Source organism: Paraburkholderia fungorum (assembly GCF_003610895.1).
Classification (GTDB): domain Bacteria; phylum Pseudomonadota; class Gammaproteobacteria; order Burkholderiales; family Burkholderiaceae; genus Paraburkholderia; species Paraburkholderia fungorum_B.
Window position 1 is genome coordinate 31764 of record NZ_MCAS01000046.1, and the last position, 12010, is coordinate 43773.

At 62.4% G+C, this 12010-nt stretch carries 12 protein-coding genes; 5 read left to right on the forward strand and 7 right to left on the reverse strand.

Annotated elements, in window-relative coordinates; all coding sequences use genetic code 11:
• Positions 1 to 21: 21 nt before the first annotated feature.
• The 6 genes from BCY88_RS32815 to BCY88_RS32840 form a co-directional block, all read right to left on the reverse strand.
• Positions 22 to 1065, reverse strand: coding sequence for an asparaginase (locus BCY88_RS32815; RefSeq protein WP_120348290.1), 1044 nt, complete (start codon positions 1063 to 1065; stop codon positions 22 to 24).
• Positions 1066 to 1147: 82 nt separating this feature from the next.
• Positions 1148 to 2074, reverse strand: coding sequence for a CysB family HTH-type transcriptional regulator (locus BCY88_RS32820; RefSeq protein WP_028196691.1), 927 nt, complete (start codon positions 2072 to 2074; stop codon positions 1148 to 1150).
• A 101-nt stretch (positions 2075 to 2175) separates the two neighbouring features.
• Positions 2176 to 3234: a sulfate/molybdate ABC transporter ATP-binding protein gene (locus BCY88_RS32825; RefSeq protein WP_120348281.1), complete on the reverse strand. Its 1059-nt coding sequence runs from the start codon at positions 3232 to 3234 to the stop codon at positions 2176 to 2178.
• On the reverse strand, positions 3234 to 4280 hold the full coding sequence (gene cysW, locus BCY88_RS32830; protein ID WP_183081507.1) for a sulfate ABC transporter permease subunit CysW: 1047 nt from the start codon (positions 4278 to 4280) through the stop codon (positions 3234 to 3236). The genes BCY88_RS32825 and cysW overlap by 1 nt, the downstream gene beginning before the upstream one ends.
• Positions 4277 to 5179 carry a sulfate ABC transporter permease subunit CysT gene (gene cysT, locus BCY88_RS32835; protein ID WP_120348282.1) on the reverse strand — a complete coding sequence of 301 codons (903 nt, stop codon included), beginning with the start codon at positions 5177 to 5179 and terminating at the stop codon, positions 4277 to 4279. The genes cysW and cysT overlap by 4 nt, the downstream gene beginning before the upstream one ends.
• A 163-nt stretch (positions 5180 to 5342) precedes the next feature.
• Positions 5343 to 6392 (reverse strand): sulfate ABC transporter substrate-binding protein, encoded by a 1050-nt coding sequence (locus tag BCY88_RS32840; protein WP_120348283.1) that lies wholly within the window; start codon positions 6390 to 6392, stop codon positions 5343 to 5345.
• A 315-nt stretch (positions 6393 to 6707) separates the two neighbouring features.
• Between BCY88_RS32840 and lexA the strand changes: the two genes are divergently transcribed.
• From lexA to BCY88_RS32855, 3 genes are all read left to right on the forward strand, one after another.
• Positions 6708 to 7358, forward strand: coding sequence for a transcriptional repressor LexA (gene lexA / locus BCY88_RS32845; RefSeq protein ID WP_120348284.1), 651 nt, complete (start codon positions 6708 to 6710; stop codon positions 7356 to 7358).
• Positions 7359 to 7414: 56 nt separating this feature from the next.
• Positions 7415 to 7765, forward strand: a complete 351-nt coding sequence (locus BCY88_RS32850; RefSeq protein WP_120348285.1) for a hypothetical protein — start codon at positions 7415 to 7417, stop codon at positions 7763 to 7765.
• Positions 7766 to 7927: 162 nt separating this feature from the next.
• Positions 7928 to 8560, forward strand: coding sequence for a DUF2939 domain-containing protein (locus BCY88_RS32855; RefSeq protein WP_120348286.1), 633 nt, complete (start codon positions 7928 to 7930; stop codon positions 8558 to 8560).
• Between the two features lie 120 nt (positions 8561 to 8680).
• Here the strand turns inward: BCY88_RS32855 and BCY88_RS32860 are convergent, their stop codons facing one another.
• Positions 8681 to 9145 carry a universal stress protein gene (locus BCY88_RS32860; protein WP_120348287.1) on the reverse strand — a complete coding sequence of 155 codons (465 nt, stop codon included), beginning with the start codon at positions 9143 to 9145 and terminating at the stop codon, positions 8681 to 8683.
• Positions 9146 to 9410: 265 nt separating this feature from the next.
• On the opposite strand from BCY88_RS32860, the gene nodI reads away from it, so the two are divergent.
• Entirely contained in the window at positions 9411 to 10325 is a 915-nt protein-coding gene (nodI, locus tag BCY88_RS32865; RefSeq protein WP_120348288.1) for a nodulation factor ABC transporter ATP-binding protein NodI, read from the forward strand.
• 64 nt (positions 10326 to 10389) lie between these two features.
• Entirely contained in the window at positions 10390 to 11217 is an 828-nt protein-coding gene (locus BCY88_RS32870; protein ID WP_120348289.1) for an ABC transporter permease, read from the forward strand.
• Positions 11218 to 12010 lie beyond the last annotated feature (793 nt).

Genomic DNA, 12010 nt, shown 5'->3' on the forward strand with positions numbered 1-12010 from the left:
GCTGCGCTCGCGCTACATCAATCAGTACGTATCGAAAGTCTTCTGCAACGCAACCGGCCCGGTACCGCCCGCGGCCAGTGCGAGCATCAGCAGGACCCGCGCCTTGTACGGATTGAGCGAACCCGCGCTGACAAAACCAAGCGCATCGTCCGCAGCCGCGCCGTTGCGCATGACGTGACCTGAGCCCACCCGCGACGAGCGCACCACCGCTACACCCTGCGAGGCCGCATCGGCCAATGCCTGTTGCATCGAAGCGTGAATCGAGCCATTGCCGGTGCCCGCCACCACGATGCCGCGCACCCCGGCTGCCACCAACGCATCCACGGCGATCCGCGAGACGCCGGCATAGCTCGCGACAATTTCCACGTGCGGCCACTTCGCGCCGATCACGAATTCGGTTGCAAGCGTATGCGCACGCACCACGCTGCGCTGAAATTCGACGCGACCGTCCTGCACCCAGCCAAGCGCGCCGATCTCCGGCGACTGGAAGGCATCGACCGCATACGTGCTCGTCTTGACCACGTCGCGTGCGCTGTGAATCCTGTTGTTGAACGCCACCAGCACGCCCTGCCCGCGCGAACCCGCGTTCGCCGCAACCGTCACGGCATTCAGCAGATTCAACGGACCATCGGCGGACAGCGCCGAGGCCGGACGCATGGCCGCGGTCAGCACGACCGGCTTGTCCGACTTGATGGTCAGATGCAGCAGATAAGCGGTTTCTTCGAGCGTATCGGTGCCATGCGTGACCACCACGCCATCGATATCGCTGTCAGCGAGCAGCGTGTTGATGCGTTGTGCGAGCGTGGTCCACAGCGACATCTCCATGTCTTTACTGTCGACGCTGGCAATCTGCTCGGGCGCGATCCGCGCGACCGTGGACAAAGCCGGCACCACGGCCAGCAATTGATCGACGCCGACCACACCCGCCTGGTAGCCGGACGTGTTGGTGGCGTCCGCGGCCGCCCCGGCGATCGTGCCGCCGGTTGCCAGCACGGCGATGCGCGGCAGCCGGGGCGTTGCGCCTTGGTTGGAAGGCGTCGCGGAAGAAGAAGTCAGAGTATTCATGGCGGCGATTGTAAGCGATGTGCCGCGCGCCGCCATGCGTCAAAAAAGCGGATACCCGTTCGTTTTGAGTTAAGCCTTCGCCTCAAACCGCCTCGCGCAGTTGCGCGGCGATTTCCGCTTCATTCAACTGCGGCGCGAACATTTCGATCAGCCGGTACGCATACGCGCGCAGGAACGCGCCCTTGCGCAAGCCGACCCGCGTCGTGCTGGCTTCGAACAGGTGCTGCGTATCCAGCGCGACCAGTTCCGTGTCGCGCTTCGGATCGTAGGCCATGGCCGCGACCACGCCGATGCCCATGCCGAGTTCGACATACGTCTTGATCACGTCGGCGTCGATTGCGGTCAACACGACGTCGGGCAATGCACCCGCTTTCGCGAACGCCTGGTCGATGTGCGAGCGGCCCGTAAAGTCCTGGTCATACGTGACGATCGGGAATTCCGCGATCTCGTCGAGCGTGAGATTCTCGCGGCCCACCAGCGGATGGTCCTTCGGCACCACCACGATGTGATGCCACGAGTAGCACGGAAACGTGACGATGTCCGGAAAGCGGTCGAGCGCCTCGGTCGAAATGCCGATGTCCGCTTCGCCGTTGATGATCATCTGGGCGATCTGTTGCGGGCTGCCCTGGCGCAACGCCAGGTGCACCTTCGGGAACACCTCGGTGAATTGACGGATCACCTTCGGCAGCGCATAGCGCGCCTGCGTGTGGGTAGTCGCCACAACGAGGTGGCCGCTGTCCTGATCGGCGTACTGGCGCGCGACGCGGCGCAGATTCTCCGCGTCGAGCAACATCCGCTCGATCAGCTGGTGCACCGCCTTGCCGGGCTCGGTGAGGCCCGTCAGACGCTTGCCGCGGCGGATGAAAATATCCACGCCGAGCTCGTCTTCCAGATCCTTGATCTGTTTCGATACGCCCGACTGCGACGTGTACAACACGTTGGCCACCTCGGTCAGATTCATGTTCTGACGCACGGCCTCGCGCACAAAGCGCAATTGCTGAAAATTCATCTGTATGTCTCCGGTTAAGCCAGAGTTGAGTTATTAGAGTTTGATTGAAACGCCGAGTGTTGTTGTGCTGCTTACCGTGCGGCCTGTGCCGCCTGTCCCGCTTATTGCGCCGGAAATACGCGCAGTGCGCGCGGCACGGCCGTCACGCCGTCGCCGATCGCCAGTTGCAGATCGCGCCACGATTCGCGGTCGAGCTCCGCCTCGAGCACATGACCCTCACGGCCCGCCAGTTCCACGCGCACCGAGCCGCCGAGCGTCACCACACGCCGCACGTCGACCACAATGCCTTCGCGGTGGCCAGATGCCTGAGGATACAACTGCAGATCGTGCGGCCGCACATAGGCGAATGCCGGCCCGCTGAAATCGGCCTTGATCGCGACCGGCAGCGCCGCGCCGTCGACCACGAAGCCGCTCGCATCCACCTTGCCATGCAGACGATTCGCCGCGCCCAGAAACTCGTAGACGAACGAGGTTTGCGGGTGGTCGTACACGTCCTGCGGACTGCCCACCTGCTCCACGTGCCCGCGATTCAACACGACGATGCGGTCGGCCACTTCGAGCGCTTCTTCCTGGTCGTGCGTGACGAAAATCGTCGAGATATGCAGATCGTCATGCAAGCGACGCAACCAGCTGCGCAACTCCTTGCGCACCTTCGCATCCAGCGCCCCGAACGGTTCGTCGAGCAGCAGGACCTTCGGTTCGACAGCCAGCGCGCGCGCCAACGCAATCCGCTGCCGCTGACCGCCCGACAATTCCGACGGATAGCGTTGCGCGAGCCAGTCGAGTTGCACGAGCTTCAGCAGTTCATGCACCTTCTCGCGAATCACCGCTTCCGAAGGCCGTTCGCGGCGCGGCTTCACACGCAAGCCGAACGCGACGTTCTCGAATACCGTCATATGGCGGAACAGCGCGTAATGCTGGAATACGAAACCGACCTCACGCTCACGCGCACCGACCGTCGCGACGTCCTGGCCTTGCAGCACGACCTGGCCGCCGTCCGCGTATTCGAGACCCGCGATCACCCGCAACAAGGTGGTCTTGCCACAACCCGACGGCCCGAGCAGCGCAACCAGTTCACCCGGCGGAAAGTCGAGCGAAACGTTATCGAGCGCGACGAAATCGCCGAAGCGCTTCTGCAGGTTACGAACGGTGATACCCATTACAGCTCTCCTTGCTTGAGCGGGTGCTGGACTGCATTTTTCGACACGTACGCCGGATTGGCGGACTGTGAAGCAGACTGTGAAGCAAACGATGAGGCGGACGCCGGCACGGCTGGCCCTGCATACGCCGGCACGTCGCGCGCGGCGGACAGCTCCGCCGACATATGGCGCTCGGCGAGCAGCTTCAGACCGAGCGTCACGAGCGCCAGCAGAGCCAGCACCGACGCCACGGCGAACGCCGCCGAGAAGTTGTATTCGTTGTAGAGGATTTCGACATGCAGCGGCATCGTGTCGGTCTGGCCGCGAATGTGGCCGGACACCACGGATACCGCGCCGAACTCGCCCATTGCCCGCGCATTGCACAGAATCACGCCGTACAGCAGACCCCATTTGACGTTCGGCAGCGTGACACGGCGGAAGATCTGCCAGCCCGACGCGCCGAGCACGTGTGCGGCTTCTTCTTCGTCGTTGCCTTGCGCCTGCATCAGCGGAATCAGCTCACGTGCGACGAACGGGAACGTGACGAAAATCGTGGCAAGCACAATCCCCGGCACCGCGAAGATGATCTGCACGTTGTGGTCCTGCAGCCACGGGCCGAACCAGCCCTGCGCGCCGAACATCAGCACATAGATCAAACCGGAAATCACCGGCGAGACCGAGAACGGCAGATCGATCAAGGTGGTCAGCAATGCCTTGCCGCGGAACTCGAACTTGGCGATACACCAGGACGCCGCGAGACCGAACACGAGATTCAGCGGCACCGCGATCGCGGCCGTAATCACGGTGAGCTTGATGGCCGACAGCGCATCCGGATCGGCCAGCGATTCCAGATAGAAGCCGATGCCCTTGTTCAAGGCCTGGTAGAACACGGCGACGAGCGGTACGACCAGAAACAGCGTGAGAAACAGCAGCGCGATGCCGGTCAGAATCCAGCGCACAACGGGCGGCTCGGTGACCGGGTCGGGCCGGCGCGCGACATTGAGCGGCGCGCGCGGCGCCACGGCAACCGCGGCGGCATCCGCGCCATTCAGGGAGTTGCGGCTCATTGCACACCTCCGCCGACACCGATCGCCGCCACACTCGCGGCAGCGGGCGCCGGGCCTGCGCCGCCGCGGCTCGTGCGGCGCTGCAGATACCATTGCAAGGTGTTGATGAAGAGCAGCATCAGGAACGAGACGACCAGCATGACCACGGCGAGCGCCGTCGCGCCGGCGTAGTCGTATTGTTCGAGCTTGGTAATGATCAGCAGCGACGTGATTTCCGATTTCATCGGCACGTTGCCGGCGATGAAAATCACCGACCCGTATTCGCCGAGCGCCCGCGCGAACGCCAGCGCGAAGCCTGTCAGCAAGGCCGGGAACACGGCCGGCAGCACCACGCGGCGAAACGTCAGCCAGCGCGAGGCGCCGAGGCAGGCGGCCGCCTCTTCCTGCTCGCGCTCGAATTCTTCAAGCACCGGCTGCACGGTTCGCACCACAAAGGGCAAACCGATGAAGGTCAGTGCGACCAGCACGCCGGCCGGCGTGAAGGCGATCTTGATGCCGAGCGGTTCGAGAAACTGTCCGATCCAGCCATTGCCCGCGTACACCGCCGCAAGCGAAATGCCGGCCACGGAAGTCGGCAACGCAAACGGCAGATCGACCACCGCATCGACGATGCGTTTGAACGGGAACGTATAGCGCACCAGCACCCACGCGACCAGAAAACCGAACACTGCGTTGATCAGCGCGCCGCCGAGAGCCGAGAAAAACGTCAGGCGATACGACGCGAGCACGCGCGGCGAACTGACCGCGCGCACGAACTGGGCCCAGTCGAGCGTCGCGGTCTTGAGAAAGGTCGCCGCAAGCGGAATCAGCACCACGAGGCTCAGATAAGCCACCGTGATGCCGAGTGTCAGGCCAAAACCGGGCAAGGCGCTCGGTTTTCGGAAGGTCAACGTCGTCATGCTCAGTACTCTTTCAGGGTTGAAACCGGCGGCTCTTTTCCGGCCGTCTGGCTGGCCAAAAAGCGCGCCGGGTGGGCGCGCTTTCTGGCGGGGTGCGGCTAACGTCTACAGGCGGCATCCTGCTGTGGCGTCTAACCGCGCACGTCGTCCGACTGGGTGCCCATTACTGCGGCGAGTAAATCGAATCGAACACGCCGCCGTCGGCAAAGTGCGTCTTCTGCGCATTCGCCCAACCGCCGAACGAATCGTCCACCGTGTACAGCTTCAGCTTCGGAAACTTCGAGGTCAGCTCGGCCGGCACCTTGCTCGAACGCGGACGGTAAAAATTCTTCGCCGCGATTTCCTGGCCTTGCTCGCTGTACAGGAAGTTCAGATACGCTTCGGCGAGCTTGCGCGTGCCGTGCTTGTCGACCACCTTGTCCACCACCGCTACCGGCGGCTCGGCCAGAATGCTTACCGACGGCACGACGATTTCAAACTTGTCCGGACCGAACTCCTTCAGCGAAAGGAACGCTTCGTTTTCCCACGCAATCAGCACGTCGCCGATACCGCGCTGGACGAAGCTGGTGGTCGCGCCACGCGCGCCCGAATCCAGCACGCCGGCATTCTTATAGAGCTTGCCGACGAATTCCTTCGCCTTCTGGTCGTTGCCGCCCGGCTGATGTTCGGCGTAGGCCCACGCTGCCAGATAGTTCCAGCGCGCGCCGCCCGAGGTTTTCGGATTCGGCGTGACGATCGAAACGCCCGGCTTGATCAGATCGTCCCAATCCTTGATGTGCTTCGGGTTGCCCTTGCGCACGAGAAACACGATCGTCGAGGTGTACGGCGAAGCGTTGTCCGGCAAACGCTTTTGCCAGCCTTTGTCGAGCAGCCCCTTGTTCGCCAGCGCGTCGATGTCGTAGGCGAGCGCCAGCGTCACCACATCGGCCTGCAAACCGTCCAGCACCGAACGCGCCTGCGCACCCGAGCCGCCATGCGACTGCTTGAAGGTGACCGTCTCACCCGTTTTCGCCTTCCACTCCTTGCCGAATGCCTGGTTGACGTCCTGATACAGCTCGCGCGTCGGGTCGTACGACACGTTCAGCAGCGTCGTGTCGGCCGCATGCGCCGAGCTCATGACGCCGGCCGCGCTAATCGTGCCGAGCGCGCCGAATGCGAGCGCCGCGATGAGTTTTCTGGTCTTGCCTGCCAGTCCCGTGCCCTGATGGTTCATGCCAACTTTCTCCGCGTGGTGGTCCGCTGAAACAGCGTGTAGTGTTGTTTTGCGTCGCGGTCACGTGCACATGAGCGCCAACTCGAAGGGCAGTCTATCGAAGAGCTTTCATCATTAAAAATAATGTTTCTTCATTCTTTAATACGCAAAAGTGGTAATGACGGCCGGATAAGGCGTTGCGGCACGAAAACAGGTGTTATGACGTCCATTTGCGGCGCTGGAGCGCCACCCCAGGCCACGAACTTAAAGTAAAGCTTGAATTGCGCCGAATACTGTATAAAAATACAGTCACCTGTTCATACATACAGTGGCGCCATGACCAAACTCACCGCACGACAGCAGCAGGTTTTCGATTTGATCCGCCGGGCCATCGAACGCACCGGATTTCCGCCCACGCGGGCGGAAATCGCCGCCGAGCTGGGGTTCAGCTCGGCCAACTCGGCAGAAGAACATTTGCGGGCGCTGGCTCGCAAAGGCGTGATCGAGCTCGCGGCCGGTGCCTCGCGCGGCATCCGGCTGCTTGGCGGGGCGGAAGATTCGCCGTACCAGTTCACGCTACCGCACGCCAGCATCATGCAGCTGTCGCTGCCGCTGATCGGGCGCGTTGCGGCCGGTAGCCCGATCCTCGCGCAGGAACATATCTCGCAGCACTACGCGTGCGACCCGGCCCTGTTCTCGAGCAAGCCGGACTACCTGCTGAAAGTACGCGGGCTGTCCATGCGCGACGCGGGCATCTTCGACGGCGACCTGCTCGCGGTGCAGAAGAAAAGCGAAGCGAAAGACGGCCAGATCATCATCGCGCGGCTTGGCGACGACGTGACGGTCAAGCGCCTGAAGCGCCGGCCGAACGGCATCGAGTTGATCGCTGAGAACCCCGATTACGACAACATTTTCGTTGAAACCGGCAGTGCGGACTTCGCGCTCGAAGGTATCGCTGTCGGGCTGATCCGCCCGGGCGAGTTCTAAGCCTGAGCGCGCGCCCACCCAAGACTGCCTCAACGTTGAATCGCCTGGAGAGACTCATGGAACGCCTTGCCCGTCTGCTGCCTTTTCGCCAGTTCGGTCGTCTGCGCCATCTGCGCAAGCTGGTGCCCTGTTCGCTGATAGAGGCGTCCCCGGCCAGTACTCCATCGCTATCGCTGTTCGACGCGCCCGTAGGCGGTGCGGGCTTGCCTTCTTCGTTGCCGGCTTTTGCGCGCGTGTCGTTGAATTCAGGGCTGAATACGGCTGAACCCGCGCGCCGGGCGCCGGTGCGTGTCTACCACGGGCCGTCGCGGCTGATCATGGTCGGCACGGTAGACGCCGTGTGCCGCATGATCGATCGTTGCATCGCCGACGAAGCCAACGTGCACGGCGCGGTGTTCGAGTCATAAGCAACACGGCGCGCGGAGCGCATTCCACTGCCGCCGTGCGTCGCGCAACGTTCGGCTGAAGGTTTTCCGGCCTCCGGCCCTCTTCGAATGTCACCTCAGCTGGGATCGTTTTCGCGTGGTTGCGGTCCACCTTAGATCGCACTTGATGGAGAGTCCCACTCGATGGCAGTTTCAACTCGCACGAAGCGCAGCGCCATCCGGCCGTTGATCGTCACTTTGATTGTGATTGTGGTGATCGCCGCGTTGGGGTTCGGTTATGCGTCGCCCTACATCGCGCTGAATAATCTCAAGCGCGCGGCGGATGCGCGCGATGCGCAAACCGTCAATGAATACGTCGATTTTCCCGCGTTGCGCGAGAGCCTGAAGCAGCAGGTCACTGGCTTGCTCACGCGCCGGCTCGACGCGCATGGCAACGGCAATCCGTTCGCGGCGATTGGCGCAATGATCGGTGTGGCCCTGATCGGTCCGCTGGTAGACGCTTATGCGACACCCGACGGTGTGGCGGCATTGCTGAACGGCATGCCGCCGCGTGGCAACCCGGGTGAACGGCCACCGGTTCCATCTGCCACGCCGGCGCCGTCCCCTGCTGTTGCCGGCAGTACGGCCAACGGCACGGCCAATGGCGAGAGCAACGCCACACCACCGCAGCCGCCGCAAACCACGGCGGGTTATCGCGGCTTCAACGAGTTCGTCGTCACTTATCAGCACGGTGCCGGTGACGCGCGTTACTCGGCGATCTTGCAGCGCGAAGGCTTATTCACATGGAAGCTGGCCGCGGTCAATCTGAACGAGTGATCGCCTGGGGAGCGCTATCGGTTGGAACGAATCGCGATCTGGCCGACGCGGTCGCCCTGAACGAGCGACCGGCCGGTCACGCGGCTCGTTCAACCGAATCCGCACGCTCCCCGTCTGGCGTCAAGCCGCCGCTTGCTGCTGCTCCTGCGCCGAAGAGCATGCCACCAGAATGCTGCACGATATCCGATCGAGCAGCGGGGTATTTCCCGCGCCCATCCACCATCGCGATAGCCCGGTGCGGCACCGGTGACCGACCACCACGAGGTCGACATGCAGTTCATTGGCGAGGTTGGCAATCTCGTCGATCGGATGGCCAAACGCAAAATGCCCTTGCGCGACCACGCCGCGTTCGGTGAGCCAGTCCACCCCTTCCTGCAGGATGTCGCGGGCTGTCTTTTCGAAACTGCCACAGGCCACATCGGTGAGCAGACCCGCGCTTTGCGCAATGCTCGAACGCATATCGACCACTGACAACAAGTGCGTTTCGGCCTTCAGATCCAACGCCAGATCGGCGCCGCAACGCAACGCTTTGCGGCCTTCGCGCGAGCCGTCGTAGCACAACAGGATTTTTTGGTAGCTCGCCATGATTTATCTCCCATCCCGCGAGGAACGCGGTCTGAATGAATCATGGTGCGCCGCAATTCAGGTTGCAAGGGATGGAAAACGCTAAGTGCGCCCTAAACCGGTGCGTGCTGGATTCGCGCCCGGTTTGGGCCGCTCGCGCACCTATGCCGCAGCGCAAGAAACACCTTCCGGCGCATGCTGGGGCTGTCAACACCTCGCCGCCGATGCCATAGAATGAGCGGCCTTACCGGCTATTTCCATCTTTTCCCGGAGCCTCGATCGATCCATGTCTGAAGCCGCCATTGAATTCCATCAGGTTAAGAAAAGTTACGGCGAAAAGACGGTAGTCGACGGACTGTCGTTTCATGTCAACGTCGGCGAATGTTTCGGCCTGCTCGGTCCGAATGGCGCAGGCAAGACCACCACGTTGCGCATGCTGCTCGGCATCGCCGCGCCGGACGCCGGTGCGATCCGCCTGTGCGGCGAGCCGATTCCGGGCCGCGCGCGTGTTGCGCGAGCGCGTGTTGGCGTCGTGCCGCAGTTCGACAATCTCGATCCCGATTTCACGGTGCGCGAAAACCTGCTGGTATTCGGCCGCTACTTCGGTCTGAGCGCCGCGCAATGCCGCGCGATGGTGCCGTCGCTGCTCGAATTCGCGCGCCTCGAAAGCAAAGCGGATGCACGCGTGAGCGAGCTGTCGGGTGGCATGAAGCGGCGCCTCACGCTGGCTCGCGCGCTCGTCAACGATCCCGACGTGCTGATCATGGATGAGCCCACTACCGGCCTCGATCCGCAGGCGCGCCATCTGATCTGGGAGCGGCTGCGCTCGCTGCTGGCGCGCGGCAAGACCATCCTGCTGACCACGCACTTCATGGAAGAAGCCGAACGGCTGTGCCATCGCCTGTGCGTCATCGAGGAAGGACGCAAGATCGCCGAAGGCGCGCCGCGCGCGTTGATCGCATCTGAAATTGGCTGCGACGTGATAGAGATTTTCGGACCGGACCCGGTGGCATTGCGCGATGAATTGGCGCCGTTTGTCGAGCGCACCGAGATCAGTGGCGAAACACTCTTCTGCTATGTGAACGACCCCCAGCCGGTGCATGCGCGACTCAAGCAACGCGCCGATCTGCGCTATCTGCATCGCCCGGCGAATCTGGAAGATGTGTTCCTGCGTCTGACTGGGCGCGAGATGCAGGATTGACGCGAAGCGGCACTGGCCCGGCTCGCATCCTCTACAGCTATAACGACACGCCTCGAGACACGCAATGGACACACGCACCTACGAACCCCACGGCGAGACGCCGCCGAAGCAGGAAACCTTCGCCGCTTTCCCCGCCAACGCGGTCAACTGGATTGCGGTGTGGCGCCGCAACTATCTTGTCTGGAAGAAGCTCGCGATTGCCTCGATGTTCGGCAATCTTGCCGATCCGATGATCTATCTGTTCGGGCTTGGTTTCGGGCTTGGGTTGATGGTCGGACATGTCGACGGCGTGTCGTATATCGCGTTTCTCGCTGCGGGCACCGTGGCATCGAGCGTGATGATGTCGGCCAGTTTTGAATCGATGTATTCGGGGTTTTCGCGCATGCACGTACAGCGCACGTGGGAGGCGATCATGCATACGCCGCTGACGCTCGGCGACATCGTGCTCGGCGAGGTGGTGTGGGCGGGTAGCAAGTCGATGTTATCGGGCGCGGCAATCATGCTGGTGGCGGGAGTGCTCGGCTACGCGAATTTTCCGTCGATGTTGCTGGCGTTGCCGGTGATCGTGCTGACGGGGCTCGCGTTCGCGAGTATCGCGATGGTGGTGACGGCGCTGGCTCCGTCGTATGACTTCTTTATGTTTTACCAGACGTTGGTGTTGACGCCGATGTTGCTGTTGTCCGGGGTGTTTTTTCCCGTTTCGCAGTTGCCCGCTGCCGCGCGGGCCGTGACTGAGGTTTTGCCTTTGGCGCATGCTGTCGATCTGATTCGGCCGGCTATGCTGGGGCGGCCTGTCGATGGCGCGGTTTGGCACGTTGCCGTGCTGGTGGCATATGCGGTGGGTGGGTTTGTTGTTTCAGCGGTTTTGTTTCGGCGCAGGATGATGAAGTGAGGGATGGGGTTGGGGTTTTCTTGTTCTGACTTCTTTGGCCTTTTCTTGCTTTTTTAGTGGTCTGGGCGTTTGGGCGCCTGCGGCGTTGGCCTTTCCTTGTTGTGTTAATGGTCTATTAGTGTTGCCCCTGTGCGGGGCGGCACTTACTTTCTTTGCCGCCGCAAAGAAAGATAAGCAAAGAAAGCGGCTCACCCCGCCAGCTCATAAGCGGGTCCCCCGCGCAGCCACGGTAGTGGTGCATCTGGAATCCGTGTTCTCGCACATTCGGCGTTAGTGACAAGGGCGTCATACTTCCGACGGCGCTGCGCGCGCCGAACGGTTCTTCATAAAACCACCCACCACGCGTTTGCTCTTGCGGTTTGTGTCGGTCCCTGACTCGTCGGTGTATCGCAGCTGCTGATACGACTGCGGCCGTGCCATGAATGCGACGCATCGGCATTTCAAGCGTCCGCTCCCACGGTTTGCCCAGTTCCCTGGCTAGTCGTTGCATCGCCGCGGCAGGCACAACTGTGGCCGTGCCGTAAATGCAACGCAGCGACATTTCAAGCGTCCGCTCCCACGATTTGCCCAGTTCCCGGGCTAGTCGTTGCATCGCCGCGGCAGGCACAACTGCGGCCGCCGTAAATACAATGCATCGACATACCATTCGAAGTGGGGGTTCGCCAACAAGTGCGGGAGCGCCTCGCCGAGGCGAAGCCGATGGTCCCCACCGAGCTCAACCGAAGCCGAGGGTTTCCCTGGCAGACCCATCCGCGACGCACGCAGTGCGGAGTGGGAGCTGATGAGCCCTGTG

Coding starts and splice junctions, on each gene's coding strand:
- BCY88_RS32815 (WP_120348290.1), bottom strand. CDS start 1,065: ATGAATACTCTGACTTCTTCTTCCGCGACGCCTTCCAACCAAGGCGCA.
- BCY88_RS32820 (WP_028196691.1), bottom strand. CDS start 2,074: ATGAATTTTCAGCAATTGCGCTTTGTGCGCGAGGCCGTGCGTCAGAAC.
- BCY88_RS32825 (WP_120348281.1), bottom strand. CDS start 3,234: ATGGGTATCACCGTTCGTAACCTGCAGAAGCGCTTCGGCGATTTCGTC.
- cysW (WP_183081507.1), bottom strand. CDS start 4,280: ATGAGCCGCAACTCCCTGAATGGCGCGGATGCCGCCGCGGTTGCCGTG.
- cysT (WP_120348282.1), bottom strand. CDS start 5,179: ATGACGACGTTGACCTTCCGAAAACCGAGCGCCTTGCCCGGTTTTGGC.
- BCY88_RS32840 (WP_120348283.1), bottom strand. CDS start 6,392: ATGAACCATCAGGGCACGGGACTGGCAGGCAAGACCAGAAAACTCATC.
- lexA (WP_120348284.1), top strand. CDS start 6,708: ATGACCAAACTCACCGCACGACAGCAGCAGGTTTTCGATTTGATCCGC.
- BCY88_RS32850 (WP_120348285.1), top strand. CDS start 7,415: ATGGAACGCCTTGCCCGTCTGCTGCCTTTTCGCCAGTTCGGTCGTCTG.
- BCY88_RS32855 (WP_120348286.1), top strand. CDS start 7,928: ATGGCAGTTTCAACTCGCACGAAGCGCAGCGCCATCCGGCCGTTGATC.
- BCY88_RS32860 (WP_120348287.1), bottom strand. CDS start 9,145: ATGGCGAGCTACCAAAAAATCCTGTTGTGCTACGACGGCTCGCGCGAA.
- nodI (WP_120348288.1), top strand. CDS start 9,411: ATGTCTGAAGCCGCCATTGAATTCCATCAGGTTAAGAAAAGTTACGGC.
- BCY88_RS32870 (WP_120348289.1), top strand. CDS start 10,390: ATGGACACACGCACCTACGAACCCCACGGCGAGACGCCGCCGAAGCAG.